The 26,168-nt window shown below is 63.7% G+C and carries 23 protein-coding genes, 2 tRNA genes and 1 pseudogene; 13 read left to right on the top strand and 13 right to left on the bottom strand.

Features of this window, described 5'->3' with window-relative positions:
- Positions 1–216: 216 nt before the first annotated feature.
- The 3 genes and pseudogenes from QCE64_RS08035 to QCE64_RS08025 form a co-directional block, all read right to left on the bottom strand.
- Positions 217–1,233 (bottom strand): annotated as a pseudogene (locus QCE64_RS08035) (DUF2957 domain-containing protein); the annotation flags it as partial.
- 607 nt (positions 1,234–1,840) lie between these two features.
- Positions 1,841–1,927 (bottom strand) — tRNA-Leu (locus QCE64_RS08030).
- A gap of 184 nt (positions 1,928–2,111) precedes the next feature.
- Positions 2,112–2,198: transfer RNA gene (locus tag QCE64_RS08025), tRNA-Leu, on the bottom strand.
- Positions 2,199–2,413: 215 nt separating this feature from the next.
- Here QCE64_RS08025 and rnr point away from each other — a divergent pair.
- The 6 genes from rnr (at position 2,414) to rpiA (ending at position 8,849) form a co-directional block, all read left to right on the top strand.
- On the top strand, positions 2,414–4,978 hold the full coding sequence (gene rnr, locus QCE64_RS08020; protein WP_404987310.1) for a ribonuclease R: 2,565 nt from the start codon (positions 2,414–2,416) through the stop codon (positions 4,976–4,978).
- 114 nt (positions 4,979–5,092) lie between these two features.
- Entirely contained in the window at positions 5,093–5,836 is a 744-nt protein-coding gene (rlmB, locus tag QCE64_RS08015) for a 23S rRNA (guanosine(2251)-2'-O)-methyltransferase RlmB (RefSeq protein WP_310003357.1), read from the top strand.
- Positions 5,837–5,879: 43 nt separating this feature from the next.
- Complete coding sequence (locus QCE64_RS08010) at positions 5,880–6,830, top strand: HNH endonuclease signature motif containing protein (RefSeq protein WP_310003355.1); 951 nt, start codon at positions 5,880–5,882, stop codon at positions 6,828–6,830.
- Positions 6,830–7,678 carry an N-acetylmuramoyl-L-alanine amidase gene (locus QCE64_RS08005; RefSeq protein WP_310003353.1) on the top strand — a complete coding sequence of 283 codons (849 nt, stop codon included), beginning with the start codon at positions 6,830–6,832 and terminating at the stop codon, positions 7,676–7,678. The genes QCE64_RS08010 and QCE64_RS08005 overlap by 1 nt, the downstream gene beginning before the upstream one ends.
- A 21-nt stretch (positions 7,679–7,699) precedes the next feature.
- Positions 7,700–8,095 (top strand): SirB2 family protein, encoded by a 396-nt coding sequence (locus QCE64_RS08000; RefSeq protein WP_310003351.1) that lies wholly within the window; start codon positions 7,700–7,702, stop codon positions 8,093–8,095.
- Positions 8,096–8,159: 64 nt separating this feature from the next.
- The gene (rpiA, locus tag QCE64_RS07995) at positions 8,160–8,849 is read left to right on the top strand and encodes a ribose-5-phosphate isomerase RpiA (RefSeq protein ID WP_310003350.1); all 690 of its coding nucleotides are present in this window, start codon (positions 8,160–8,162) and stop codon (positions 8,847–8,849) included.
- An 83-nt stretch (positions 8,850–8,932) separates the two neighbouring features.
- Here the strand turns inward: rpiA and QCE64_RS07990 are convergent, their stop codons facing one another.
- The 3 genes from QCE64_RS07990 to QCE64_RS07980 all read right to left on the bottom strand — a co-directional run bounded on the left by QCE64_RS07990 (position 8,933) and on the right by QCE64_RS07980 (position 13,164).
- The gene (locus QCE64_RS07990; protein ID WP_309916678.1) at positions 8,933–10,348 is read right to left on the bottom strand and encodes an undecaprenyl-phosphate glucose phosphotransferase; all 1,416 of its coding nucleotides are present in this window, start codon (positions 10,346–10,348) and stop codon (positions 8,933–8,935) included.
- Positions 10,349–10,379: 31 nt separating this feature from the next.
- Positions 10,380–11,126, bottom strand: a complete 747-nt coding sequence (locus QCE64_RS07985) for a Crp/Fnr family transcriptional regulator (protein ID WP_014191659.1) — start codon at positions 11,124–11,126, stop codon at positions 10,380–10,382.
- A gap of 1,012 nt (positions 11,127–12,138) precedes the next feature.
- Positions 12,139–13,164, bottom strand: a complete 1,026-nt coding sequence (locus QCE64_RS07980; protein WP_310003348.1) for a DUF1839 family protein — start codon at positions 13,162–13,164, stop codon at positions 12,139–12,141.
- A 374-nt stretch (positions 13,165–13,538) separates the two neighbouring features.
- On the opposite strand from QCE64_RS07980, the gene QCE64_RS07975 reads away from it, so the two are divergent.
- The 4 genes from QCE64_RS07975 to QCE64_RS07960 all read left to right on the top strand — a co-directional run bounded on the left by QCE64_RS07975 (position 13,539) and on the right by QCE64_RS07960 (position 17,867).
- Positions 13,539–14,075, top strand: a complete 537-nt coding sequence (locus QCE64_RS07975; RefSeq protein WP_309808539.1) for a GNAT family N-acetyltransferase — start codon at positions 13,539–13,541, stop codon at positions 14,073–14,075.
- A gap of 223 nt (positions 14,076–14,298) precedes the next feature.
- Positions 14,299–15,450, top strand: a complete 1,152-nt coding sequence (locus QCE64_RS07970) for a glycosyltransferase family 4 protein (protein ID WP_310003346.1) — start codon at positions 14,299–14,301, stop codon at positions 15,448–15,450.
- 504 nt (positions 15,451–15,954) lie between these two features.
- Positions 15,955–16,716, top strand: coding sequence for an FCD domain-containing protein (locus QCE64_RS07965; RefSeq protein WP_310003344.1), 762 nt, complete (start codon positions 15,955–15,957; stop codon positions 16,714–16,716).
- A gap of 161 nt (positions 16,717–16,877) precedes the next feature.
- Positions 16,878–17,867, top strand: coding sequence for a Gfo/Idh/MocA family oxidoreductase (locus tag QCE64_RS07960; RefSeq protein ID WP_309931599.1), 990 nt, complete (start codon positions 16,878–16,880; stop codon positions 17,865–17,867).
- Positions 17,868–17,885: 18 nt separating this feature from the next.
- On the opposite strand, the gene QCE64_RS07955 is transcribed toward QCE64_RS07960, so the two are convergent.
- The 6 genes from QCE64_RS07955 to QCE64_RS07930 all read right to left on the bottom strand — a co-directional run bounded on the left by QCE64_RS07955 (position 17,886) and on the right by QCE64_RS07930 (position 23,034).
- Positions 17,886–18,545: an amino acid ABC transporter permease gene (locus QCE64_RS07955; protein ID WP_309808535.1), complete on the bottom strand. Its 660-nt coding sequence runs from the start codon at positions 18,543–18,545 to the stop codon at positions 17,886–17,888.
- A 158-nt stretch (positions 18,546–18,703) separates the two neighbouring features.
- Entirely contained in the window at positions 18,704–19,504 is an 801-nt protein-coding gene (locus tag QCE64_RS07950) for a cystine ABC transporter substrate-binding protein (protein WP_310003342.1), read from the bottom strand.
- 125 nt (positions 19,505–19,629) lie between these two features.
- Entirely contained in the window at positions 19,630–20,652 is a 1,023-nt protein-coding gene (locus QCE64_RS07945) for a quinone-dependent dihydroorotate dehydrogenase (RefSeq protein ID WP_309808532.1), read from the bottom strand.
- 79 nt (positions 20,653–20,731) lie between these two features.
- Positions 20,732–21,559: an arginyltransferase gene (locus QCE64_RS07940; RefSeq protein ID WP_309808531.1), complete on the bottom strand. Its 828-nt coding sequence runs from the start codon at positions 21,557–21,559 to the stop codon at positions 20,732–20,734.
- A gap of 147 nt (positions 21,560–21,706) precedes the next feature.
- Positions 21,707–22,438 carry a leucyl/phenylalanyl-tRNA--protein transferase gene (gene aat / locus QCE64_RS07935; RefSeq protein ID WP_309808530.1) on the bottom strand — a complete coding sequence of 244 codons (732 nt, stop codon included), beginning with the start codon at positions 22,436–22,438 and terminating at the stop codon, positions 21,707–21,709.
- Between the two features lie 50 nt (positions 22,439–22,488).
- On the bottom strand, positions 22,489–23,034 hold the full coding sequence (locus QCE64_RS07930) for an NUDIX hydrolase (protein ID WP_310003340.1): 546 nt from the start codon (positions 23,032–23,034) through the stop codon (positions 22,489–22,491).
- Between the two features lie 283 nt (positions 23,035–23,317).
- Here QCE64_RS07930 and glp point away from each other — a divergent pair, with 283 nt between their 5' ends.
- The 3 genes from glp to moaE are packed head-to-tail and all read left to right on the top strand — an operon-like array spanning position 23,318 to position 25,303.
- Positions 23,318–24,565 carry a gephyrin-like molybdotransferase Glp gene (gene glp / locus QCE64_RS07925; protein ID WP_404987356.1) on the top strand — a complete coding sequence of 416 codons (1,248 nt, stop codon included), beginning with the start codon at positions 23,318–23,320 and terminating at the stop codon, positions 24,563–24,565.
- Positions 24,566–24,579: 14 nt separating this feature from the next.
- Complete coding sequence (gene moaD, locus QCE64_RS07920) at positions 24,580–24,837, top strand: molybdopterin converting factor subunit 1 (protein WP_309808528.1); 258 nt, start codon at positions 24,580–24,582, stop codon at positions 24,835–24,837.
- Position 24,838: 1 nt separating this feature from the next.
- A complete protein-coding gene (gene moaE, locus QCE64_RS07915; RefSeq protein ID WP_309916652.1) occupies positions 24,839–25,303 on the top strand; it encodes a molybdopterin synthase catalytic subunit MoaE in 465 nt (154 codons plus the stop codon).
- A 15-nt stretch (positions 25,304–25,318) separates the two neighbouring features.
- Here moaE and QCE64_RS07910 read toward each other — a convergent pair whose 3' ends face one another.
- A complete protein-coding gene (locus QCE64_RS07910) occupies positions 25,319–25,888 on the bottom strand; it encodes a group III truncated hemoglobin (protein WP_309916648.1) in 570 nt (189 codons plus the stop codon).
- Positions 25,889–26,168: the final 280 nt, after the last annotated feature.

Here is a 26,168-nt window from a genome sequence, read left to right as displayed (position 1 = left end):
CGACGGACTGGATCTGGGACGGGCTGAAAAGCGCACTGAATTGCGTGCCGATCTGAGGTGCCGCTGCGCTGTCGAAGTACCCCGCCGGGTTGATAGCCCAGTCGCCGCCGGTGGTCAGACAGCCGGTGGCACTGGACGTGTAATTCGATTGGCGGCATTCGTGCTCGTGCAATGTCCGTCTTTGTCAAATGATTCGTGGGTGATTGTGCCGCTGGTTGCATAGCCACCCGACGGCACGACATGGTATAGCAGCCCGTTATACGTTCCCTGAACGTCTGCCGGATTCATCGAGACACTGGAGAAACCGACGAACGGATAAAAATCGACGTGCCGGTTCGGAACCGCACCAACCATGGAAGGAACTTTCAAGATGCTCAATAGCGGATTCAGACTTTGGGGATTCGTATTCAGGGTACTTTTAACCTCGGCCAAGGTTTGCTGTAAAGCCGGTGTTTGCAGCGCGATCAGGACCTGCTGCACCATGTTCAGTTGATCCGGAGTAATGCCAACCGCACCAAAGCCTCCTCGGATAAACGCCCAGCCGATTCCCGCGAAACTGAAGGGCGGCGCGATCACATTATTCAGAAACGCGCTGGCGGTTTGCAAATCATTCGCATTCGCCAAAATACTCAAAAACTGCTGTAAGCCGGGATTCTGCGCGACTGTCGCCATGGCCGAATATCCGTCGAATTCCATCGTCGCGCCGGGAATGCCGCCCCCCGCGATGCCGAAGCCCAGGAGAATCGTCGGTGGATTGGCTTGATTGAAGTCATTCGACGTGGAATAGCCGGAGTCACTGCTGCCAGGCATCAGCACGAATGCGCAGCGGGTTTGTTGAGCGGTCGGAAGCGTGCCCGCGGGCGGATGGGTCAGATTGCCGGAAATCGTCACGCCCTTCCGAGTGGGCGTCAGCGTACCCGCAGCCAGCGGCACCGACGACTCCAGCCACTTCAGCGTGTAGGTCATCGCTGTCGCGTCGAGATGGAGACTCACCACCTCGCCGCTTCCAGTCCCGCCCAAATAGGTGCTGCCGGATATGGCCTGATCCGCCGGGCAAAGCTGTGCGCTGCTCGTTGGTGCGGAAACGGGCTGTCCCTGCGCTCCGCACGCCGATCCCGAACACTGCGGCACGTTGATGGCGGCGGGTTGGCTGACATTCCCGTCGCTGCACGACGCCAAAGTGGCGAGAGCGGCAACGCAGGCGAACCGGTTCTTAAAATGGCGGAGCGCCATTCTACGTCTCCTGATTTTCATTTTTAATTGAGCGCGCCGTCGATTATCGGCTGACGCAGCTTTTATGTTTCAATATCGTTCGCCGAATGCGAACGTCGAATTCATTATTTCGAGCGTCATGCAATAACACTCATGATCGAAATTCGTTCCATGCATCCGCAGAGTGGCGATTGACGGAAGATTTTTCGTAATGACTTATAACGGTCAGCATTCTGAAGCTGGATTCTGTTAAAAGCGGTTTTCGGTGTCAATCGATGAAATCTTCTAAATCAGATGCTGTGGATAATCGGGTGAACTGAATTAAAAAACGGAACCGTTGCACCATTATTGTCACGAAGAAAATCGTGAATTAAATTCCGACTGAAACAGGGAAGAAGGGTAGCGCGCCACGGCTCGAATTCCAGCCAGCGCTGCGCATAGGGGTGGAGCATGCCTCGACGTGAGCGATCAACGCGAAGGAAGTCGCGCAGGTGGCGGAATGATTTGATGTGACGTGCTCAGATCCGAGCCGCGAAAAAAAACACGGCCGGAAACGAAAAACCCCACGTCAGTGCGTGGGGTTCTTGCGTGCGATGCGCTTCGATCAGCGTCTCGCGAAAGAGGACCTTGGTGCCCAGGAGAGGACTCGAACCTCCACGGTGTTGCCACCGCTAGGACCTGAACCTAGTGCGTCTACCAATTCCGCCACCTGGGCCAAGGGGTACAGCGAGCCCGCTATTGTAGCGGGAACCGAAACCGTGTCAACTGAAAAGTCTGACGACTGGAGATGTTCAAAAACCCACCTGAAGCACCCACCTAAAGCACCACCTGAAGCCGTCCGGAAACACGATCCCTGCATAAAAAGAAAAAGCCACCCGAAGGTGGCTTTTTCAAACATCTGGTGCCCAAGAGAGGACTCGAACCTCCACGGTGTTGCCACCGCTAGGACCTGAACCTAGTGCGTCTACCAATTCCGCCACCTGGGCAAGGGTGTGCTCTGCTTCAATTTCTTCAATTCGTTGGTGCAGACCGTTTTTGGCGGGTTGCTCAACAGCAGAGAACGCAATTATATCGACCGTATCGAGTCTGTCAAGCGTTTCCACCGGAGACGTCCGCAGCCTTGCCGGGCGCCGTGGAGCGGGCGGTGAGGTCCGTGGCGTCTGAATGGCGGGTGTTAGAATCAATCCGAATCAAGCGCACGATGCCAGCGAACGAGGCAAACGCGGAAGCAGGTGCGAACGGCAACACACGACGGCCGACTTTCCAGCCCAACGAGAACAACACGATCAAGCCCTTGAGCAAATATCCGTATCCGATTCCCAGCCGCGAAGAGATTCTCGGCGTGCTGCGCACGAGCGAGACTCCGCATGCCGCGAACGACATCGCCGAGGCGCTGTCGATCAAACGCCAGGAGCGTGAAGGATTTTTCAAGCGCCTGGCGGCCATGGAACGAGACGGGCAAATCCGGCTCGACAAACGTGGCCACTATCAACTCACTCATCCATCGAACTTCGTTGCGGGCCGCGTGCAGGGCCATCGCGATGGCTTCGGCTTCCTGATTCGCGACGACGGCCAGGACGACCTCTTCCTGCCCAACGGCGAAATGCAGAAGGTCATGCACAACGACCGCGTGCTGGCGCGCATCGTCGGCTATGACCGTCGCGGGCGGCCGGAAGGGCATATCGTCGAGGTCACGGATCGGGCCAACAAGCGCATCATCGGGCGGCTCATCAACGAGAACGGCGCGCTGATTCTCGTGCCCGAAGACAAGCGTATCGGCCACGACATCCTCATCACGCAGAACCCGAAGAAGGCGAAGGTCGGGCAGGTCGTGTCCGTCGACCTGACGGATTTCCCGAGCCGGCATTCGCAGCCGCTGGGACGGGTGGTCGAGGTGATCGGCGATATCGACGATCCCGGCATGGAGATCGAGATTGCCGTGCGCAAGTATGGCGTGCCGCACGAGTTCAGCGACGCCGCGCTCGCGCTGGCGGCCAAGCTGCCGGACGAAGTGCGGCCGGTGGACATCCGCCATCGTGTGGATCTGCGCGACGTGCCGCTCGTCACGATCGACGGCGAAGACGCGCGCGACTTCGACGACGCCGTGTATTGCGAGCCGGTCACGGTCGGACGCGGGCAGGGTTTCCGCCTGCTGGTGGCCATCGCCGATGTCTCGCATTACGTGCGCCCGAACGAGGCGCTGGACGTCGATGCGCTCGACCGCAGCACGTCGGTGTATTTCCCGCGCCGCGTGATTCCGATGCTGCCGGAGAAGCTGTCGAACGGATTGTGTTCGCTGAATCCGCAGGTCGACCGCTGCGTGCTCGTGTGCGACATGGTCATCACCGCGCGCGGCGAGATCAAGGCCTATCAGTTCTATCCGGGCGTGATGCATTCGGCGGCGCGGCTCACCTATACCGAAGTCGCGGCGGTGCTCACCAACACCAAGGGACCGGAAGCCGCGAAGCGCGCCGACATCCTGCCGCAGCTGCAGAACCTGCATGGCGTCTACAAGTCGCTGCACGCGGCGCGGCAGAAGCGCGGCGCAATCGACTTCGATACGACGGAGACGTATATCGTCGTGAACTCGCAGGGCAAGATCGAGCAGATCGTGCCGCGTCATCGCAATGACGCGCACCGGCTGATCGAGGAATGCATGCTGGCGGCGAACGTCTGCGCGGCGGATTTTCTGAAGCGCAACAAGCATCCGGGCCTGTATCGCGTGCACGCAGGGCCGACCGAAGAGAAGCTGGAGAACCTGCGCACCTTCCTGCGCGGCGTCGGACTGACGCTGACCGGCGGCGCCAAGCCGCACGCGAGCGACTACGCCGCGCTGATCGCGCAGATCCGCGACCGGCCCGACGCGCAGATGCTCCAGTCGATGGTGCTGCGTTCGATGCAGCAAGCCGTGTACAGCCCGGACAACATCGGTCACTTCGGTCTGGCGTACGAGGCGTATGCGCACTTCACGAGCCCGATTCGCCGTTATCCCGACCTGCTCACGCATCGCGCCATCTACGCCATCCTGCAGGGCAAGAAGTATCTGCCGGAGATCGGCCACGAGGTGTTCCTGAGCACGGGTCTCACGAAGGCCGCGCGGGAGATGCAGAAGGCCGACGACACGGCGCGCGGTCGTGCGCGCAACAGCGTCGCGATCTGGGAAGAGCTGGGGCTGCATTGCTCGTCGAATGAGCGCCGCGCCGACGAAGCCTCGCGCGACGTCGAAGCCTGGCTCAAGTGCTACTTCATGCGCGACAAGCTCGGCGAGGAATATGGCGGCATGGTGAACGGCGTGACGTCGTTCGGCATCTTCGTGCAGCTGGATTCGCTGTTCATCGAAGGGCTCGTGCATGTGACCGAGCTCGGCTCGGATTACTTCCAGTACGACGAAATCAAGAACGAGCTGCGCGGCGAGCGCACGGGCATTCGCTATCGGATGTCGGATCGTGTGCGCGTGCAGGTGAGCCGTGTCGATCTCGATGCACGCAAGATCGACTTCCGTCTCGTGCGCGACGTGCCGGTCAAGCCGCCGGCGCGTGTTGCAGCGGCGGTAAGCGACGCGGCGGGCGGTGGTGGCTCAAGTGCGCGCGTGCGGCCGTTGTCCGACTCGCTGGTCGACGACGACGCCGTGCCCGGCACGCGTACCCGTGGCGGCACGAACAAGGGTGCGACGCTGGCGGCCGGTGCGCGCGGCGGTGCGGCGAAGAAGCGTGGCGCGGCGTCGAAGTCGGCGTCGCAGGGGCGGCCGGCGCGCAAGAAGCGCTGAAGCGTTTATCGAGCGGCGTGCAGTCCGCGCCGCGAGCCGTTACGCGCGGTCCGATGCTTCGTGCTTCGGGCCGCGTCGTGTTTTTATAGTTTTCAGCGAAGGTTCGAATCAGTCATGTCACGTCTCAAGGTTCTCTACGGATTTCACGCAGTCACCGCACGTTTGCGGGCGGATGCATCGTCGATCGAGGAGGTGCTGTACGACCCGTCGCGCAAGGATCGGCGCATGCAGGACTTTCTGCGGACCGCGAAGGAAGCTGGCGTGCGGCTGATCGCGGCGGACGAGTCGCGTCTCTGGGGGCTGGCGGGCAACATCCAGCATCAGGGCGTGGTGGCGCGCGCGAATGACCTGCCGCTCGCGCAGAATCTGGCCGAACTGCTCGACGGCATTTCGGGCACGCCGCTGCTGCTGGTGCTGGACGGCGTGACCGATCCGCACAATCTCGGCGCGTGCCTGCGCGTCGCGGATGCGGCGGGCGCGCATGCGGTGATCGCGCCGCGCGACCGGTCGGCGGGCTTGAACGCGACGGCGGCGAAGGTGGCGAGCGGCGCGGCCGAGAGCGTGCCGTACATCACGGTGACGAATCTTGCGCGGGCGCTGCGCGAACTGAAGGACGCGGGCGTGTGGGTGATCGGCACGGCGGGGGAGGCGACGGCGTCGCTGTACGAAACAAAGCTGGACGGCCCGGTGGCGATCGTGGTGGGCGCGGAAGGCGAGGGGATGCGCCGGCTCACGCGCGAAACCTGCGACGAGATCATGAATATCCCGATGGCGGGGACGGTTGAAAGTCTGAATGTGTCGGTGGCGAGCGGGGTGTGTTTGTTTGAGGCGGTGAGGCAGAGACAGGGGAAGAAGTAGGCTAGCTTCGCAAAAAACAATTAGAGAGGAATTGCGAGTCTCCATGGCATCGTTGAATTCAATACTCGAACGGTTATCGCCAAGTCATCGCGCCGCCTTGCAATGGTTCAAAGATTTCGAAGGTCAAGAAGTCTCTTGGCCGAAGCCATTGCCGGACGGAACGTTCATCGTGAACAAGGCAAAAGGCATTCATAAGCCGAAGGGGATGGACTACGCCGTTAGTGTTCGGCAGTCGCTTCAAAGTCCCTATGCTGATCATGAACTAGACACGCGCCCAGATGGCTCGTGGTCGTATCGATACTTTCAAGAGCAACTCGATCCCGAAAAGCGCGACAGTCAATTCACGAATCGCGCTTTGCTGGCCTGCAAAGCGGATGGCATCCCCGTTGGCGTGCTGCGGCAGGTAAAGGCCAAGCCGCAGCCTCGCTACAAAATTTTAGGGCTGGCGTCCGTTCACGATTGGAAGGATGGTTATTTCGAGTTGCGGAGCTTCGCTTCGGGCGAACCCAGCAATGATGCACCGGGCATAGAGCAGGTGGAACTCGCTATGCACACGGTCGCAGCTTTCGATCCGTCGAACCTCCAAGACGCTCGAAGATGGATCGATGCCTCCATCGTCGTACGGCAGGGCCAAGCTACATTCCGCAGGCAGTTGCTTGATGCGTACGAACGCCGTTGCGCCCTTACAAATTGTTCGGTCGAAGAAGTCCTTGAAGCGGCGCATATCTGCGGGTACTTGGGCAAAGAGACCAATGACGTACGGAATGGGCTTCTGTTACGCGCGGACTTGCATACGCTCTACGACCGCAAGCTGATCGCGATCGATCCAGCAACTCACAAAGTGTTGATCGCGCCGGAATTGGAAGGAACAGAATATGCCTCCCTCGCTGGTCATCGACTTCGTCTGCCGAAAGACGCGCAAGATCAACCGAGTTCTGAGGCACTCCATAGTCATTGGTTGAACGTGTGTTCGATTCGGGAAGTTCTGTCGTGATGACTCTGGGAAAAGCGATCGCGCTGGCTGCCTTGTTTTCGATCAGCCTCCTCACCGCCTGTACCCCCACCCACCTCGACCGGGGCACCTACATCGCCGACCTGACCCACCCCGCAAAGAACGCCGACTCCCGCATCCGTTTCCTCGTGATGCACTACACCGAGATCGACGAAGCCGGCTCGCTCGCGGTGCTCACGGGCGATCAGGTGAGCGTCCATTACGTCGTGCCGGATGCGCCGCGCATCGAGCATGGTGAGCCGGTCGTCTACCAGCTGGTTCCGGAGGACAAGCGCGCCTGGCATGCGGGCGTCAGTTCATGGCAAGGCGCGACCGAACTGAACGCGTCCTCGATCGGCATCGAGAACGTGAACCTTGGTCCTATCGGTCCGACCGGTCCGCTCAGCGAAGGCAAGTGGCAACCCTATCCGCCCGCGCAGGTCGACGCTCTCATCCAACTCTCCCGCGACATCGTTGCGCGTTATCACATCCCGCCGACCCGTGTCGTCGGCCATAGCGACATCGCGCCGCAGCGCAAGATCGATCCGGGGCCGCTTTTTCCCTGGCGCACGCTGTACGATGCCGGCGTGGGCGCATGGCCCGATGCCGACGCCGTCGCCGCGCATCTCGCGGGCCGCGATCCGAAAGCGCCTTCCGACGTGCAGCCGCTGCAGGAGAAGCTGAAGCGCTACGGCTACGACGTCGCCACCGACGGCGTGCTCGACGACAGGACGCGCCGCGTCTTCAGCGCGTTCCAGATGCATTTCCGGCCGTCCGACTATGCGGGCAACGCGGATGCCGAAAGCGACGCCATCGCCCAGGCGCTGCTCGACAAGTACTTCAACCATTAACCCACTAACCCACTAACCGCCATGGGCGACACCTTCCTCACGCTGCGCACGCTCCACATGACCTGCGCAGGCCTCGCCATCGCCGGCTTCGTGCTGCGCTGGATCTGGATGCTCACCGGCTCACGCCTGCTCCACACGCGCCCGGCCAAAGTCCTGCCGCACATCATCGACACGCTGCTGCTGCTGAGCGCAATCGGCCTGGTCGCGATCATCGGCTTCTTCGCGAACGCCGCCTGGCTCGGCGCGAAGATCGCGGGACTCGCCGTCTACGTCGTGCTCGGCACGCTGGCCCTGAAACGCGGCCGCACCAAAGGCGCGCGCGCCGTCTACGGGGTGCTGGCCATCGTGGTGTTCGCATACATCGCATCGGTGGCGCACAGCCACGATCCGCTCGGCTTCCTGCGCGCCTGGGTATGATCGGCGTGCGTCCCGCACGCACTCCGATAAAATTCCAGTTTCTCCTCTCGCGCAGCACCCTCCCATGACTCAAGACGAACTCAAGCAACGGGTCGGCCAGGCCGCCGCCGACTACGTGAACGCGAACGTGCCGGAAGGCGCGATCATCGGTGTCGGCACCGGCTCCACGGCCAACTGCTTCATCGACGCGCTCGCCCGCTCGAAGGCGCGCTATCGCGGCGCCGTGTCGAGCTCGCTCGCCACCACCGCGCGGCTCGAAGGCCACGGCTTCAAGGTGTTCGACCTGAACGAGATCGAGTCGCTGCCGGTCTACGTGGACGGCGCCGATGAAATCGACGCCAGCGGCGCCATGATCAAGGGCGGCGGCGGGGCGCTCACGCGCGAGAAGATCGTCGCGTCGGTCGCGGACGTGTTCGTGTGCATCGCCGACGCGAGCAAGCGCGTGGCCGTCCTGGGCACGTTCCCGCTGCCGGTCGAAGTCGTGCCGATGGCGCGCACCGCGATCGGCCGCCGGCTCGCGGCGCTCGGCGGCGTGCCCGTGCTGCGCGTGGCAAAGGACGGCGCGCCGTTCATTACCGACAACGGCAACGAGATCATCGACGTGAAAGGCCTCTCCATCGACGATCCCCGCGCCCTCGAAGCCAGCATCAACGCATGGCCGGGCGTCGTGACGGTCGGGCTGTTCGCGGCGCGCGGCGCGGATCTCTGCCTGCTCGGCGCCGAGTCGGGCGTCGAGCGCATCGACTACGCGTAACCTCCGCCACGCAGCAACGCAGCACAAAAACAAAGGCCCGGCGCTTCGCAGCGCCGGGCCTTCTTTCTTCTGGAGAGACCGGATCAGTAAGCGTTGCGTCCGATGAAGCCCTTGAACATCGTCATTGCGACGATCTTCACGTCGAACCAGAACGACCAGTTGTGGATGTAGAACAGGTCGAACTTCACCCGGCTCTGCATCTTCTCGACCTTCTCGGTCGCGCCGCGATAGCCGTTCACCTGCGCCCAGCCCGTAATGCCCGGCTTGATGCGATAGCGGAACATGTAGCCGTACACGAGATCCTTGTACAGGTCGTCATGTTCGAGCGCATGCGGACGCGGACCCACGACGGACATATGGCCGAACAGCACGTTGAGGAACTGCGGCAGCTCGTCGAGACTCGTGCGCCGCAGGAACGCGCCGACCTTGGTCACGCGCGGATCGTTGCGCGTCGCCTGCGTGACGTGTCCGGTGGTTTCCTTGTGCACCGCCATCGAGCGGAACTTGTAGATCGGGAAGGGCCGTCCGTCCGCGCCTTTACGCTTCTGCGTGAAGAACACCGGTCCCTTCGAGGTCGACTTCACCGCAATCGCGATCCCGATCAGCAGAGGCGAGAGCGCGAGCAGGGCGGTCGCCGCGAACAGCCTGTCGAACAGGAGCTTCGGCCACATGCGCAGCGTGCTGACCGGCGAGGTCGTCAGGTTGATGGTCGCCAGGCCCGCGACATCCGTCATCGAATGGTTGAACAGCGAGATGCTGCGCGTATCGGGAATCAGCCGCAGGTTCACGAAGTCATGCCGCAACGCGTGCACGAAGCGATAGATCGTATGTTCCTGCGAGAGCGGCAACGCGAGCCACACTTCGTTGATTTCCTCGGCGCGCACCTTGGCGACGAGTTCGTCGAAGTCGTTCAGCACCGGCAGGCGCGAACCGCCTGTGCCGATCGCACTCGTCGGCGCATGCCTGACGCCGGTGGCGTGCAGTTCCTCGTCGCCGGTGGTGTCGAGCAGGCAGACCGGCGTGAAGCCCTGTTCCGGCGTGCTGCTCAGATGCGCGAGCAACGTGCGGGCGAAACCCTGCGCGCCGACAATGGCGACGCTGCGCTGATTCAGGCCGCGTCCGCGCATCGCACGCAGGCTGCTGTACACCGCGCACTTGATGCCGATGATCAATGCGCCGGTAATGACCGTCGAATAGGCGAACCAAAGCCGCGATACCGAATCCATCCGGTGCAGCGTGAAGGCCAGCAGCAGGCCCGCGGCCACCACGGCCATCCAGGCGAGCGTCACGCGCGCCAGCATGACCGGCAGGGGCTTGCCGCGCCAGGTGTCGTACACGCCGAACGCGGGGAACAGCAGCAGCGCGAGAACGCAGTTGAAAGCAGTCAGCAGCCGTTCGATGTCGCTGATGTCGAGGGTGGCGAAGCGCATCGAATGCGCGATCAGGCCGCCGGCCACGATCAGCGATACGTCCAGGCAGCGTGCCGACCACGCAAACATGTTTTGATTTTTAGCTTGCATCATTGAACCATTAAACGCTGGAGGCCGATGCTGCCTCGGTGGCACGGAGACGCGGCAGCAGCCGGTCGAATTCACGCTTCACGAGGCCGTAGCACTCGCAGGCGCGGGCTTCGAGGCCTTCGCGATCGACGACCTTGATGCAGCCGCGGCTGTGATGGATCAGGCCCGCGTCATGCAGTTTGCCGGCCGCTTCGGTCACGCCTTCGCGACGTACGCCGAGCATGTCGGCGATCAGTTGCTGCGTCACCTGGAGTTCGTTCGACGCGGTGCGGTCGATCTCGATCAGCAGCCAGCGGCACAGCTGCTTGTTGAGCGAGTGGTGACGGTTGCATGCAGCAGTCTGCGCGACCTGGGTCAGCAGCGCCTGCATGTAGAGCAGCATCAGGCGGCGCAGGAAGTCGGAACGGCCGAACTGCTCGCGCAGCGCTTGCGCGCTCATGCGATACGCGAAACCGGGGCACTGCACTTGAACGCGCGTCGGCATGGTTTCACCGCCCGTCAGCACCGGCACGCCCGTCATGCCCTCGCGGCCCACCGCGGCGATCTCGACCGAGCCACCGTCTTCCATCGTATGGAGCAGCGAGATGATCGCCGTGGTCGGGAAATAGACGTGGTGGATGCGTTGGCCAGAATCGCACAGCAGTTGTTCGGTGCGCAGCTGGACGAGTTCGAGATGCGGAGTCAGTGCCTGCCATTCGTGGGCCGGAAGTGCGCCAAGCAGGTGATTGCCGTGCAGGTCGGACTGGAGGGTCAGCATGATTGGTTCTCTCGTAACTTCGCGCGTTGCGCTTCACATTTTTATTTACTGGTGTGACCGTTCTCTGAATCGATCGCTCGTGCGGCCTTGATCGAAAACGCTTCATCCCAGCCCCGTAGCAATCCGTCGACGGTGTTCTGTTTTTGTTCTGGCCGCCTTTCGGACCGCGAGAGCTTTATAGCGAGGACTGTGCCAGTGTGGGCAATCGCAATGCTGGCGGGGCCTCGTTGCACGGGACAATTTCTTGATGCACCGCAGCGCACCGTTTTTGTTTCAGTATTGAACATGGGTGGTCTTAGGAATCCGTGTGCGCCCCGATTCGTTTCATCAGTCCAATCCCTTCCGAAGGAGGGAATGACAGGCCAGAGGACCACGCAACAAGCATCGTCACTCGACAGAGCCTGAACATCACTCCTTCTTTCGTAGGGTCAAAGAAAAATGATTCATCCGTGTTCCATGGCTTGAGTGGGGCAGCGATCACGTTGTACGAAAGGCGCCTGTTGATTCCTGTGGAGTCGTTGATGGGTAAGGCTTTGCGCTCGCACCAGGAAAGCAGCCATGAAAATGCGCATCGCGCGGAAACGTTGCGTGCGTTGCACGTGATGAAAAGTGTCGGGAAGCAGAACTCGACCAGGGCATGCATTCGACGGTTCCGCAGTTGAATGACGGCCCACACGCCGCTTGCATGAAGGCACGAACGCAACACGGATTGCCTTGGCGATCGTAAAACGTTTGCTCTGCGATCGTCGGATCAAAGCCATGCGGCGAGCATGAACGCACATCGCTCCGCTGCATCGAAATGTTTCATCGAGGACAATGCTGGCGCTGTGTCATTCGACAAGCGCAAAAGATGCCTGGCCGACATCACGGCGTCATGTTTTCACGCTTGAGCCGTATCAGGTAAGCGATTGAAAAAGCCCTTGAAACATAGGCTCAAACGTGTTTTAAAGCGAATGCTGCAAAACACGACTCATCTCGAGTCCGATTGCCTTGTCGAATGCGTTTTGAATGATCAACAGACGATATCGGCAAGTGGAGGAACGACTCGTGCGTAGGACTCTTCGATGAGGTCGAACGAAGCATCGCAGAGGTCCTCTCGGCCACGCGACAACGCACGTGCAAGACGGCATTGCAACACCATCGTCTCGCTGGCGATCTTGCGTGCGCCCGCATGCGCGGACAACGGAATGTCGAAGCCCTGCTCGCGCATCCATTGCAGGTAGTGCGCCAGCAATTCGAAGTTCGCGCCAAGCTGCTGCATCACGTTGAACGCATAGTGACGCGCATACGCTTCGCCGCGTTCGAGCATGGTTTCGACATGTGCGGGAAACGCCTGGCGCCAGCGCGAGATCGGGTTATGCAGCGGGCGGCGCAGCAGATGCATGCACAGCAGGTCGGCCGAGGTCTCCGCGAGTGGTGTGCCCGTCAGTGCATCTCTCACATGTTTGACGAATTCGACATGGGGAAACAGCGCCGCGGATGTCGCGGCGGGGCGCAGAATGCCGTCATAGTCGGCGCCGTCGAGCAGGTGATAACCGGTGTGATGAAAGTAGCCGAGGCGGCGCGCACCGGGATCGATCACATCGATGCCGATGGTCGTGCGCGCATGTTCGCGATGATAGGCATCGGCACGGGTATCGGGCAGAAAGAAGGCATCCGTCTCGAGCAGGACGATGTTGGCGCGGCGTGTCTGCACGAGCGCGCGTTCTTCGAGCGAGTCGAATACCGCGAGTTCCTGCACCTGCAGGCCATAGAGCTTTTCGATATCGTCGGGAGGAAGTTTGCCGAGTGTGAACTGGTCGTCTTCGAAGTCCTGAGTGACGCTGAATGCGAGCGCCGCGCGCGGTTCGAAGCCGTTGCCGTGCAGCAGTTCGATCCACAGGTCCACGGGCGCCATGCCTTCACGCCAGATGCGCTCACCGCGATGCAGCGCATGCGCATGATGACGCCGTGCACGCAGGCGCAGAGGGTCGAGTGACACGACGCGGGAACGTCCCGCGTTCGAACCCGTCACACCGCTCGTATGGAACGCGCTCATGCCGTTACCTCGGACCGGGAAAACCGGCGTCCGATACCGCGGGCGCGCAAAGCGGGCGGGCTTGTGGTTGTGCGTCTTTGTCGCGTTCGATGGCGGTATGCATTTTGATTTTCCCATGAAGGTGCCGGATGACGCGAGTGCTATCGACGCATGCGCGCGCACGCGGCTGACCGATGAAGGACAGTCGCGTGAGGCCATGTTGGTCGAGCTGGCGTCTTTGTTTCCCCGGACGCCTCTTTTGCGTGTGGTCGGCCCTATTTGAAGCGGCGCGGCGTTTCGGGTCGGTGCGATGGCGCACTGTGCCACGAGGGGCCGGGACGTAAGGTTGAATCGTCGCAACGCCGGTTAATCCCGGTCTCGCCTGGAGATAATCAATGAACTGGAAAACGCTGGATTTCGAACAACTCACTGCGCGTGAGCTTTATTTGATTTTGCGCGCGCGCAGTGCGGTGTTCGTCGTCGAACAGTCGCATGTGCATCTTGATCCCGATGGACGCGATGAAACCGGCCTGCATGTGTTCGCGGCGGAAGACATGAGCCGCTCGATGCCGGTGCTCGCCTATGCGCGCATTCACGGAGGCGATGCGGAAGAACCTGAAGTCGTGGTCGACAAGATCCTGACGAGCCCGCTGCGCCGCGGCGACGGCACCGCGCATGCGCTGATCGAGCGCGTGCTGGCCGTGGCCGCCGAACGCTGGCCGGGCCGCGGCGTGCGCCTGACGGCGCCGGTGAGTCTGCGCGGCTTCTATGAAGCCTTCGGCTTTCGCAAGACCGAAGGACCGTTCCTCGAACACGGCATGCCGTTCATCGGTCTCACGCGCAAGAGCCGGCAGTCGCGCGAAACGGCGAGCCCGTCCCGCGTGCAGTTCGCGGGGCCCGTCGACTACACGAGCACGTTCGAATTGCTGTAGCAGTCCGCAAGGAAAGGTTCAGCAACATAGGTAAGTAAGGGCAGCGGCCGCCGGGCAAGCGCACGGCATGGCCGAAACACCGGCGGCATCACGGGCGAGAGCCTGTCGGGCATCGAGGCAAGAACAACCACACAGGGCGGCAAGCGCCGCTCCGAAACACGCCTCGACCACAATAAGAACAACGCCGCCGGCGCAAGCCGGCGCGCGTGCAAACGACACTTTCATGCGAATAGTCCATCTCGCCAACCATGCGCAGACGATAGGCAACGGCACCGTCAACATGATGGTCGACCTTGCCTGCGTGCAGGCGCGCATGGGCCAGGAGGTCGTGGTGGCATCGTCGGGAGGCGGATTCGAGCCGCTGTTGCGGCGCCACGGCATCACGCACATTCCCTTGCAGCAGTCGCGCCAGCCCTGGCGCGTGCCGTCGATGATCGCGGGCTTCAATCGCCTCATCGACCGCTTCGATCCGGACATCGTGCACGCGCACATGATGACCGGCGCGCTCATCTCGCGCTTCGGCAGCATGCGGCGGCGCTTCGCGCTCGTCACCACGGTGCATCACGAGTTGCAGAAGAGCGCAGCGCTGGTCCGTGCCGGCGATCGCATGGTCGCCGTCAGCCAGGCCGTGGCGGACGATCTCGAGGCGCGCGGCATCGGCGCCGGACGCCTGTCGATCGTCCTCAACGGCGCGGTCGGCGCGCCGCGCCTCGTCCTGCGGCCCGCCGCCCGGCCGGTGAGGTTGCGGCACCCGAACATCGTGTGCGTGGCCGGGATGTATCGGCGCAAGGGCATCGCGGATCTGCTGCAGGCATTCGCGCACGTGCGTGAGCAGGCCGCCGGCCAGACCGAATTCCTGCCGGAGCCGCATCTCTACCTCGTCGGCGACGGTCCCGATCGCGGCTCCATGGAAGCGCTCGCGGCCGAGCTCGGCATCGCGGAAGCGGTGCATTTCACGGGCTTCGTCGCCGATGCGCGGCCGTATCTCGCCAGCGCCGACGTGTTCGCGCTGCTGTCGCATCAGGATCCGTCGCCGCTGGTGATCGCCGAGGCGCGCGAGGCCGGCTGCGCGATCGTCGCGACCCGCGTGGGCGGCATTCCGGAAATGCTGGACGGCGGCACCGCGGGCGTGCTGGTGCCGCCGGGCGAGCCCGCACAGGCGGCGGCGAAGCTGCACTGGCTGCTGATCGACGGCCAGGCGCGCGGCCAGTACGCGGCGCGCGCGCGGCAAAACCTGCAGCAGCTTTCGGTGGAACGGGTGAGCGGCGAATACATGGCGATCTATCAGCACACGCTCGCTGAGCGCGAATCGCTGCGCCGCCGCCAGGGCGCGATGGACGCGCGCCGCGCTCGCGCACCCGATGGCGCCGTATGAGCGGAAACCCGGCGAATCGGCAAAAGCGGCACAAAACACCGGCTGAACATCCGCCTGGCGCAAGCGGCGGATCATACAAAAGACACATGCCAACAGAGGAGCGTTCGCGTTCGCACAGAAAGCCTACGAGATGCTTGCTCAAATGAGTGCATGAACGGTCCGACCGTCGTCCGGGCCGCCAGATCGACCGCTTGCGCCGCGCTGCGACGCCGCCATTCTTCAGTTTCCCTGACGAATGCCGGCGCGCGCGCGGCGCAAGCGCAGGACGGACACGTGCCACGGCGGCGTGAAGCGGTAAGAACGACACACCAGCGTCGACGTCGAAGCCAAAGGGATTACCCTGTCAGGAATTTCCTAACTGGCATTCGAAGCAACGAAGACGCAACGTATCAAGCATGACGAATTGACTGAGGGTCGTTCGTCGTGCCTTTCGCAGTCCGGGGAAAGCGAAAGTGATGCGCCCACACACACGGCTACGGATCAGGCGAGAAGGGGAGAAGCGAGATGGATGAAAACAAAGAGCGATCGCTGGTGGCAAAGGTGATGGACGGACTCGTCTCCGGGATCGTCGAGCAGAAATACGGCGCGATATTGCCGCCGCAAGACATCCTCTCGAAAGAGTTCGACGTCAGCCGCACCGTCATGCGAGAGGCGCTCTCGATGCTGCTGGCGCGGCATATGCTGGATGTGCGGCCCAAGACGGGCACGCGCATCCGTCCAATGAGCGACTGGCGCCTGATCGATGAGGACGTGGTCAGCTGGCGCTTTCGCGCGAAGCCGGATCAAACCTTTCTGCGCGATGTAATCGAATTCCGGATGCTGATCGAGCCGCGCGCAGCGGCGCTGGCGGCGGCGCGCGCGACGCCCGACGAGATCGCGGGCATCCGCGATGCCTTCGATGCGCTGTCGGGCATGCAGGTCGGCGCGCCTGAGTACCAGGCGGCCGACGAGGTGCTGCACACGCGCATCGTGGCCGCGAGCGGCAACCAGTTCTTCCGCCAGATGACGGCCATCGTGCGCGGCGCGCTCGTGACGGTGAACCCGATCGTCGACGGTATCGAGTCCGTGCGCGAAGCGACGCTCGCCGCGCAGCGCAGCGTGGTCGAGGCGATCGAGGCGAAGGATCCGGGCGCCGCCGAGGCCGCGACGCGAGCGCTGGTGGACCTGGCGGCCGAGGAAGTGGGCCGTGCGTTCTCGCTGGAGCGCGTCAACAGCCAGCCCGCGCCCGCCACGCCGAACGTGAATGCGTCGGCCGGGGCGGCGTGAAGGGTCGATAGACAGCGCCTGAGCAAAGCGCTCGCCGAGCAGAGAGCCGGGACACGTCCCGGCTTTTTGTCGTCTGCGCCTTTCGTGAAATCGCCATGCCATGCAATCAGGCACACTGCGTCGCACGACGAACATCGCACAAGGAGGGAGTTTTGCCGGAGATCACTATCGACAGCGGCACGCGCGAGGTGCGCTGGGGCATCGTCGGCGCAGGACGCATTGCGCAGCGCTTCGCCGACAGTCTCGCGCACGTGCCGGGCGCGCGTCTCGCGGGCGTCTGGTCGCGCCGCGAGGAGCCGGCGCGTGCGCTCGCCGGCCGCTGCGGCGCACAGGCCCGCGAAAGCTTCGACGCGCTGCTCGACAACATCGACGCGCTCTACATCGCGACGCTGCAGGACAGCCATCCGCACTATGCGTTGCGCGCCTTCGCGGCGGGCAAGCCGGTGCTGTGCGAGAAGCCCGCTGCCGTGAATGCGCGCGCGCTGCAGCAGATGATCGACGCGGCCCGCGCCGCGAAGCTGCTCTTCATGGAAGCGATGAAGCCGCCGTTCTATCCGCTCTATCAGCGCCTGCGCGCGCACTTGCAGGCGGACGGCATCGGCGAGATCGGGCTGGTGCGCGCGGGCTGCTCGATCGCCAACGTGCCGTCCGATCATCCGTCGTTCTCGCTCGAGGCAGGCGGCGGCGCGCTGCTGGATATCGGCGTCTACGAGGCATTTCTCGCGGTCGACTGGCTCGGCGAGGCACTCGACGTGCAGACCATCGGCCGGCTGGGGGAGACGGGCGTCGATGTCTTCGCGAGCCTGAACGTGCGCCACGAGCGCGGCATCGCGCAGCTGTTCTGCGGTCTGGATCTGCAAGGCCGCGGCGATGCGCTGATCGGCGGCACGCGCGGCACCGTGACCATCCATGAAAACTGGTGGAATCCGGTGCGCGCGACCATCGCCTACACGGATGGCCGCAAGGTCGAGCTGGACGAGCCCTTCAGCGGTGGCGGCCTCAACTACGAAACCGCCCATTTCTGCGAGCTGCTGCGCGCAGGCGCAACGGAAAGCCCGATCATGTCCCACGCGACCTCGATGCGCATGATCGCCATCATCGATGCCGCGCGGCGCGACCTGAACCTGCGCTTTCCCTTCGAAACCGACTGAAACCGGCGGCGTGCGCGTTCAATGACGCCCGGGCAGCGCGAGACGCCGCTCGAAGCGCCGCTGCACGAATTCCAGCACGCTGCACAGCACCCAGTAGACGAAGGCGGCCGCGAGATAGAGCGGCAGCGGCTGGTAGGTCGCCGCGATCACTTCCTGGGCGCTGCGCAGGAGTTCGGTCACGGTGATGACCGACACCAGCGACGTGTCCTTGATGAGGCTGATCAGGCTGTTCGACAGGCTCGGCACCGCGATGCGCAGCGCCTGCGGCCCGATCACGAAGCGCAGCGTCTGCGTGCGCGACAAGCCGAGGCTATAAGCGGCCAGCCACTGGCCGCTGTTGATGCCAAGGATCGCGCCGCGCATGCTTTCCGACAGATACGCGGCCACGTTCGCCGACAGCGCGATCACGCCGGCGGGCGTCGGCTCGAGCGAGATGCCGAGGCTCGGCAGGCCGTAATAGATCACGAAGATCTGCACGAGCAGCGGCGTGCCGCGCATGACGCTCACATAGCATCGCCCGAGCGCGACCAGCGTGCGGTTGGTGCTGATGCCCATCAACGCCAGCACGACGGCCGCGATGAGGCCGAAGAACATCGAGTAGAGCGCGAACTTGATCGTCAGTACCGCGCCTTGCGCCAGGACGGGCGCCGATTGGACGAGCAGGGAAGTCGTGGACATGAACGGGAATGCAGTGAGGAAAGGGTGCAACTGGAATCGCATTCGAGCGCAACCGGCCTTGGCGGCGCGCACGAAGGGCCCATCTTAAACCGTCGCGGCAAAAGGCAAGGGCGGCACCGTCGCCGATGCCGCCCTCAAGCGCCCCTGCAAAATGCGGCTTACTTGGCCGGTTTCGTCACGTCGATGCCGAACCACTTGTCCGAGATCTTCGTGAAGGTGCCGTCGGCTTCGAGCTGGGTCATCGCGTCGTCGATCGCCTTGGCGAACTTCGGATTGCCCTTCTTGAACGGAATGCCCGACGGATTGCCCGGGCCCACATTCGCGCCGGTGCGCAGCGGCAACTGCGAGTTCTTCAGCAGGTAGGCAAGCATCAGGCGGTCGTTCAGCGCGGCGTCGAGGCGGCCGGCGGCGAGGTCGCGCAGATACTCGGGCGCGCCCGGATAGGTCTTCACGTCGATGCCCGGCACCGACTTCGCCATGTCCATGTAGTTCGTGCCGAGACCGACGCCGAGCTTCTTGCCCTTCAGTTCATCGAGCGACTTGAACTCGCGCTTGTCGTCGTTGCGCTGGATCAGCTGCGCGTTCGAATACGTGTAGGCCGGCGAGAAATCGAGCGTCTGCTTGCGCGCATCGGTGATGCCAACCTGGTTCACGATCACGTCGAACTTGCCCGCCTGCAGGCCGGCGATGATGCCGCTCCATTCGGTCGTGACGAATTCCGGCTTGACGCCGAGCTTGGCGGCGACGGCCTTGGCGATGTCGACGTCGTAACCGACCAGTTCGCCGTTGGTCGCCTTCGAGTTGAACGGCGGGAAGGTGCCTTCCAGGCCGATGCGCAGCGTGCCGTGCTGCTTGACCTGATCGAGCAGGTCTTCCGCGTGCGCGGCGCTGGTGACGGCGGTGAAGGCCGCGCCGATCAGGCTGGCGGCAACGAGTTTCCTGAGCGTGGACAGTTTCATTGTGTTGTTCTCCTCTGGTGGCCAGGGCGAGGGCGTCGAGCCCCTCCCTTCATGCAACGACAAGTGCGGCGATCATAGTGAAAATGCAATCGCCGTGTCAGATCGTTTGTTCATTTCTATATTCCTCACGCGAGGGCTTCGACGCATTCCTTGACGAGCGCCGGGCCGCGATAGATGAGCCCGGTATAGACCTGCACGAGCGACGCGCCCGCGGCGAGTTTGGCGCGTGCATCCGCGCCCGAGAAAATCCCGCCTACGCCGATGATCGGCACCTCCGTGCCGACTTCCGCACGCAGCTTGCGGATCACTTCGTTGGATGCGTCGAAAACCGGCCGTCCGGACAGGCCGCCGGCTTCTTCGCCGTTGGGCATGCCGGTGACGGCGGTGCGCGACAGCGTGGTGTTGGTGGCGATCACGCCGTCGATCCTGTGAGCCAGCAACGTGCCCGCGATCGACTGGATCTGTTCGTCGTCGAGATCGGGCGCGATCTTCAGCGCGAGCGGCACCAGCTTGCCGTGCAGGTCGGACAGGCGCTGCTGCTTGTCCTTGAGCGCGCCGAGCAGGGCATCGAGTTCGCCCGCGCCTTGCAGCTGACGCAGGTTCTTTGTGTTCGGCGAGGAAATGTTGATGGTCACGTAGCTCGCGAACGGATACACGCGTTCGAGGCAGTAGAGATAGTCGTCGGCGGCGCGCTCGATGGGCGTATCGGCGTTCTTGCCGATGTTGAGACCCAGCACGCCGCGATAGCGCGCGGCCTGCACGTTGGCGACGAACTGGTCGACGCCGCCGTTGTTGAAGCCCATCCGGTTGATGAGCGCACCGGCTTCCGGCAGGCGGAAGATGCGCGGACGCGGATTGCCGGGCTGCGCGCGCGGCGTCACGGTGCCCACTTCGATGAAGCCGAAGCCGAGCGCGGCGAGCCCGTCGATGCAGGCGCCGTCCTTGTCGAGGCCGGCCGCGAGCCCGACCGGATTGCGGAACGTGATGCCCATGACGGTGCGGGGCGAATCGGCGCCACGGGTGGCGAGTACGCTGGCGAGGCCGGTGCGGCCGGCCGCGCCCAGCATGCGCAGGGTCAGGTGATGTGCGTCTTCCGCGTCCATCTTGAACAGATGCGAACGCGCGAGCGGATAAAGGGAACTGAACACGAAAGGAACGCCGGCGAGGGCGAATTATTGTTTGAGGCCGCTATTTTAGCGGCTTCTTCCGGTGGTTTTTTTTCAACGCCTAGCGGGGCTGTCCCGGAGCGTGGATGCGTCCGGGCATCGGCAAGGTGCCGGCGGACTGCGTGTTGAGCGGATCGAGCAGGCTCCAGGCGCCGTCGATCAGGCCTTCGAGCGGGCGGAAATTGGCCTTGTAGGCCATCTTCTCGCTTTCGCGGATCCAGTAGCCGAGATAGACGTGCGGCAGGTCGAGGCTGCGCGCCTGCTCGATCTGCCACAGGATGTTGAAGGTGCCGTAGCTGGTCTTCGGCTGGTCCGGCTCGAAGAAGGTGTACACGGACGAGAGCCCGTCGCCGAGGATGTCGATCATGCTGATCATGCGCAGCTCGCCGGGTTCGTCGGGATGGCCCGGATGCGCCGGCTCGCGGAATTCGACTAGGCGCGAATTGATCCGGCTTTGCAGCAGGAACTGCTCGTACTGGTCACGGCTGTCGCGGTCCATGCCGCCGCCGGCATGCCGAGCCGATTGATAGCGCATGTAGAGCGCGTAATGTTCCTCGTCGTAGTGCAGTGGCGCGACGCTCGCAATCAGGTTGCCGTGCAGCTTCCATACGCGTTTCTGCGCCCGGTTCGGCACGAAGCGCGCGACCGGCACGCGCACCGGCACGCAGGCGCGGCAGCCGTCGCAATAAGGACGATAGGTGAACACGCCGGAGCGCCGGAAGCCGGCCTTGACGAGTTCGGTGTAGACGTCGGAGTTGATGAGATGGCTCGGCGTGGCGACCTGCGAGCGTGCGACGCGCCCGTCCAGATAACTGCACGGGTAAGGCGCTGTTGCATAGAATTGCAGCGCGGAAAGCGGTGACAGCGGCAGCTCGTTCGGATGTGTCACGTTAGCGGCTCTCGCAGGCGTCGTCTCGTCTTGGCCAGCCGTTACGCGCGCTGCGGCGCGCGTGCGGTGACGGCGTTTCGGTGATTGCGGTTCGGTGATTGCTCAAGGAAAAACCCAGGCATGACCGGGTCATCACGCTGGAGGCATTCAGCGTGCCAGCACTTCGAGCAAGACGGATTTGTCGAAGCGCCAGCCGATGGCCGGTTCCGCCGCCGCGCGCCTCAGATGCGTGACGAACGCACGGCGGGCAATCTCACGGCCCCCGAGCGACGCCAGATGCGACGTGTTCTGCTGGCAGTCTATCATCACAATCTGGTGACGACGCAAGTGTCCGACGAGTGCCGCAAGCGCGATTTTCGAGGCATCGGTACGGTGCGCGAACATTGATTCGCCGAAGAACATGCGCCCGAACGACACCCCGTAAAGCCCGCCCACGCGCACGCCGTCGTGCCAGGTTTCGATGCTGTGCGCGTTGCCCGCGCGGTGCAGCGTCGTGTAGGCGTCCACGATATCGCTGGTGATCCAGGTGCCGCGCTGGCCGTCGCGGGGCGTGTCGGCGCAGGCGCGCATCACCGCGGCGAAATCGTGGTCCACGCGCACTTCCCAGAGCGGATCGCGGAGCACGCGCTTGAGCGTCTTGCGCAGCGAATCCGACACCTTGAACTCCGCCGGATACAGCACCATGCGCGGATCGGGGCTCCACCACAGCACCGGCTGGCCATCCGAATACCACGGGAAGATACCGCGTCCATAGGCATCGATCAGCCGCGACGGCAGCAGGTCCGCGCTTGCGGCAAGCAAGCCGGGCGCGCCGCTCGACGCGCCGAGCGCACGTTCGACAGGCGGAAAGGGATCGTCGTCAACGAGCCAGGGAACCATGTTCTCGAAAGGAGGCGGCGGGCGGGAGCGAGGTCGCTATGAAGTGAAGATCAGCCGTCGCGCAGCGTGCGGAAGATGTCGCCGGTATGCAGCGTGAAATTGCCGGCGGCGCGGTCGGTGAAGAAGAAACGCAGCGTCTGGCCGACAGTCGGAAAAGCGATCTCGTCCCAGGGAATCTCGCTCTCCGCGAACAGTTTCACTTCCAGGCTTTCTTCGCCGGGGTCGAGGTCCAGGTCGAGCAGGCGCGCGAGATAGAACAGATGCACCTGATGCACGTGCGGCACGTTGAGCAGCGAGAACAGGCTCTGGATCTCGACGCGCGCGCCGGCTTCCTCCAGCGTTTCGCGCGACGCGCCTTCGCTCGTCGTTTCTTCCATCTCCATGAAGCCGGCCGGCAGCGTCCAGTAACCGTAGCGCGGTTCGATCGCGCGGCGGCACAGCAGCACCTTGTCGTCCCACACCGGCACCGTGCCCACGACGTTGCGCGGGTTCTGATAGTGAATCGTGCCGCAGTGCTCGCAGACGTAACGCTCGCGGTTGTCGCCGGGCGGAATGGCGAGGCCGACTTCGTGGCCGCAGACGGAGCAGAATTTCATGGAAATGGCGGTGGAAAGTGTGGTGCGAGTGTATCACCGCACCGGGGCGTTCAAGGCACGGGTCGCGGCGGCGCGCGAGTGCGGCATCGGCCCGGCAGGCTTGATGCGGAAGCGCTTGCGCCTGCCGGGTGGCCGGGCTTGTCGTTACAATAGTTGACCAGAATCAGTGCTTCCACTCATCCATTCATCCATGCGGGCGCCGGCCGCCCGACCTTCACGCGGGCGTCGCGCGCCCGGAGCGATCTCCATGTCATCCACGCCTGCCGCTTCATCCCGTCCTCCGATGCTCGCCACCGCCGCCGCACTCGGCCGCCTGCTCGATGCCGCGCGCCGCGTGGACGGCCATGAACGGATCGATACGCTCGACGCCGCCCATCGCGTGCTCGCGGCCGATGTGATCTCGCCGCTCGACGTCCCGCCGATGCACACCAGTTCGATGGACGGCTACGCGGTCCGCGCCGCCGACCTCGCCCGCGCGGCCGACGGCGCGCCCGTGACGCTCGAGGTCTCGCAGCGCCTTCCGGCGGGACAGGCCGCCGAGCCGCTCGCGGCGGGCACCGCGGCGCGCATTTTCACGGGCGCGACGGTGCCGCCCGGCGCGGACGCCATCGTGATGCAGGAGATGGTGCAGGCGACGCAGACCGGAACCGGCAGCCGCGCCACTTTCACGCAGACGCCGAAGGCGGGCGAATGGATCACGCGGCAGGGCGCCGATATCGAGCGCGGCTCGGTCATCCTGCGGGCGGGCACGCGCCTGACGCCGCAGGCGCTCGGTCTGGCTGCGTCGGTGGGCTGCGCGCAACTGGACGTGGTGCGGCCGGTGCGTGTCGCGATCTTCTTCACCGGCGACGAACTGCGCATGCCCGGCGAACCGCTCGAACCCGGCGCGATCTACAACTCGAATCGCTTCACGCTGCGCGCGCTGCTCGGCCGGCTGGGCTGCGAAGTGACCGATTTCGGCATCGTCGCGGACCAGCTCGACACCACGCGCGAGACGCTGCGGCGCGCGGCCGCCGGTCACGATCTCATCCTGACGTGCGGCGGCGTGTCGGTCGGCGAGGAGGATCACGTGAAACCCGCGGTCGAGGCTGAAGGCCATATCTCGATGTGGCAGATCGCCATGAAGCCGGGCAAGCCGCTCGCCTTCGGCGCGGTGCGGCGCGAAGGCGCCGCGGCGGAGCGCGGCGGCGAAGCGTTTTTTATCGGTTTGCCGGGCAATCCGGTGTCGAGTTTCTGCACCTTCCTGCTGTTCGTGCGTCCGTTCCTGCTGCGGCTCGCGGGGGTGACCGACGTCGCGCCGCGGGTCTATTCGATGCGCGCCGACTTCAGCCAGAAGAAGGGCGATCGCCGTAACGAATTTTTGCGCGCGCGCGTGAACGAAGCGGGCGGCCTCGATCTCTTTCCCAATCAGAGCTCGGCCGTGCTGACCTCGACCGTCTGGGGCGACGGCCTCATCGACAACCCGCCGGACCACGCCATCCGCGCCGGCGAGAGCGTGCGCTTCATCCCGTTTTCAGAACTCATGCGGTAAGGATCAGGCTGGACATGAAAGTCGAACTGAGATTTTTTGCGAGTGTGCGCGAGGCGCTGGGCGTCGCCAACGAAACGGTGACGGTGCCGGAATCCGTGGTCAATGTCGGCGACGTGCGCACCTGGCTGCGTTTGCGCGGCGGCGCGTGGGCGGACACGCTGGCCGAGGGCCGCGCGTTGCGCATGGCATGCAATCACGTGATGACGGATCCGTCGCAGCGCATCACCGAAGGCTGCGAGGTGGCGTTCTTTCCCCCGGTCACGGGCGGCTGACATGACGAGCACCTCTCGAATCCGCATACAGGAAGGCGATTTCGACATCAGCGCCGAAGTGGCCGCCCTGCGTGCCGACAATCCCAAGGTGGGCGCGGTCGCCTGCTTCGTCGGCACGGTGCGCGACCTGAACGAAGGCAGCGTCGTCGAAACCATGGAGCTCGAACACTATCCCGGCATGACGGAGAAGTCGCTGGAAGCCATCGCGGCCCAGGCGCGCGAGCGCTGGCAGGGTTCGGACGTGCTGATCGTGCACCGCGTGGGAAAGCTGAAGCCGCTCGATCAGATCGTGCTCGTCGCGACCACCGCGATGCATCGGGCGGACGCGTTCGAATCGTGCGCGTTCGTGATGGACTATCTGAAGACGCAAGCGCCGTTCTGGAAGAAGGAAAAGACTGAAGCCGGCGAGCGCTGGGTGGATGCACGCGAGTCCGACGATCGCGCGCTCACCCGCTGGCAGACCTGAGCGGACCGAGGGGCGTCAGGAGCGGTCCACGGGCTTGCCGACGAAGCGCGCCGGAAACGCCTCGGCGCCGGGACGCTCGGGGAAACGCGGCTCCGGTTGGTCGCCGCTGCGTCGCCGTTTGAGCGCCGCGAGCAAATCCTGCTGCTCGGCAGGAACCTGATAGTCCCAGCCGAACTTGCTCAATTGCAGGCTCTGCGCGATGCGCAGCGCCGGTTCCATGAACTGCACGGCGGCGCCGGGTTCGTAGCGCGCCTCGACCGTGTTCAGGAAGAGCGACAGCCAGCGCGCGAAATGACGCGGCTCGATGCCGTCGAGCGGCCGGTGCGCCTCCTGCACGTTGCCGCGATAGTCCTTCGTGCCGAGCACGAGGCTCGACCAGAAACTCGTCATCTTGCTGAGATGTTCGTCCCAGCGGCCTTCGAGCGCGTTCGAGAAGATCGGGCCGAGCAGCGGATCGTCGTCGACGCGGCGATAAAACGCCTCCACGAGGGCGCGCACATTGTCTGCACTGGGCTCGCGTTCGCGCGGGACGGTTTGTGCGGGAGTCGGGAAATCGGTCATTGGTGATGTGGGCAGCGGTTCCATCGTGGGATGGGTCGATTGGTTCGGTAAAGAGAATTTTCTGACGAACTATTTCAAGATGAAGCAGAATGACGCTTTCGTCTTGACGGTTTCGTGCATCCGAAAGTGTCCGAATTGCATGCCTGGTGTTTGTTTGGCGTGCTTTTGCGTCACTCTTGCCAGGCTCGGCCCATCTGGGCGCCGCGTGCCGATATTAAGGCCCAAAACCTTGCTGCAAGGCATCGCCCTTGTCCTCATGCGGACTTCCGGCCAAGCGTGGCCTCGAACAACCGACGCGCCCTTG

The organism is Caballeronia sp. LZ043 (assembly GCF_031451075.1).
Taxonomy (GTDB): domain Bacteria; phylum Pseudomonadota; class Gammaproteobacteria; order Burkholderiales; family Burkholderiaceae; genus Caballeronia.
Note: the sequence above shows the minus strand (reverse complement) of the source record. Positions and strands in the feature narration are given on the sequence as shown.

Coding starts and splice junctions, on each gene's coding strand:
- rnr (WP_404987310.1), top strand. CDS start 2,414: ATGCCAGCGAACGAGGCAAACGCGGAAGCAGGTGCGAACGGCAACACA.
- rlmB (WP_310003357.1), top strand. CDS start 5,093: ATGTCACGTCTCAAGGTTCTCTACGGATTTCACGCAGTCACCGCACGT.
- QCE64_RS08010 (WP_310003355.1), top strand. CDS start 5,880: ATGGCATCGTTGAATTCAATACTCGAACGGTTATCGCCAAGTCATCGC.
- QCE64_RS08005 (WP_310003353.1), top strand. CDS start 6,830: ATGACTCTGGGAAAAGCGATCGCGCTGGCTGCCTTGTTTTCGATCAGC.
- QCE64_RS08000 (WP_310003351.1), top strand. CDS start 7,700: ATGGGCGACACCTTCCTCACGCTGCGCACGCTCCACATGACCTGCGCA.
- rpiA (WP_310003350.1), top strand. CDS start 8,160: ATGACTCAAGACGAACTCAAGCAACGGGTCGGCCAGGCCGCCGCCGAC.
- QCE64_RS07990 (WP_309916678.1), bottom strand. CDS start 10,348: ATGTTTGCGTGGTCGGCACGCTGCCTGGACGTATCGCTGATCGTGGCC.
- QCE64_RS07985 (WP_014191659.1), bottom strand. CDS start 11,126: ATGCTGACCCTCCAGTCCGACCTGCACGGCAATCACCTGCTTGGCGCA.
- QCE64_RS07980 (WP_310003348.1), bottom strand. CDS start 13,164: ATGAGCGCGTTCCATACGAGCGGTGTGACGGGTTCGAACGCGGGACGT.
- QCE64_RS07975 (WP_309808539.1), top strand. CDS start 13,539: ATGAACTGGAAAACGCTGGATTTCGAACAACTCACTGCGCGTGAGCTT.
- QCE64_RS07970 (WP_310003346.1), top strand. CDS start 14,299: ATGCGAATAGTCCATCTCGCCAACCATGCGCAGACGATAGGCAACGGC.
- QCE64_RS07965 (WP_310003344.1), top strand. CDS start 15,955: ATGGATGAAAACAAAGAGCGATCGCTGGTGGCAAAGGTGATGGACGGA.
- QCE64_RS07955 (WP_309808535.1), bottom strand. CDS start 18,545: ATGTCCACGACTTCCCTGCTCGTCCAATCGGCGCCCGTCCTGGCGCAA.
- QCE64_RS07950 (WP_310003342.1), bottom strand. CDS start 19,504: ATGAAACTGTCCACGCTCAGGAAACTCGTTGCCGCCAGCCTGATCGGC.
- aat (WP_309808530.1), bottom strand. CDS start 22,438: ATGGTTCCCTGGCTCGTTGACGACGATCCCTTTCCGCCTGTCGAACGT.
- QCE64_RS07930 (WP_310003340.1), bottom strand. CDS start 23,034: ATGAAATTCTGCTCCGTCTGCGGCCACGAAGTCGGCCTCGCCATTCCG.
- glp (WP_404987356.1), top strand. CDS start 23,318: ATGCTCGCCACCGCCGCCGCACTCGGCCGCCTGCTCGATGCCGCGCGC.
- moaD (WP_309808528.1), top strand. CDS start 24,580: ATGAAAGTCGAACTGAGATTTTTTGCGAGTGTGCGCGAGGCGCTGGGC.
- moaE (WP_309916652.1), top strand. CDS start 24,839: ATGACGAGCACCTCTCGAATCCGCATACAGGAAGGCGATTTCGACATC.
- QCE64_RS07910 (WP_309916648.1), bottom strand. CDS start 25,888: ATGGAACCGCTGCCCACATCACCAATGACCGATTTCCCGACTCCCGCA.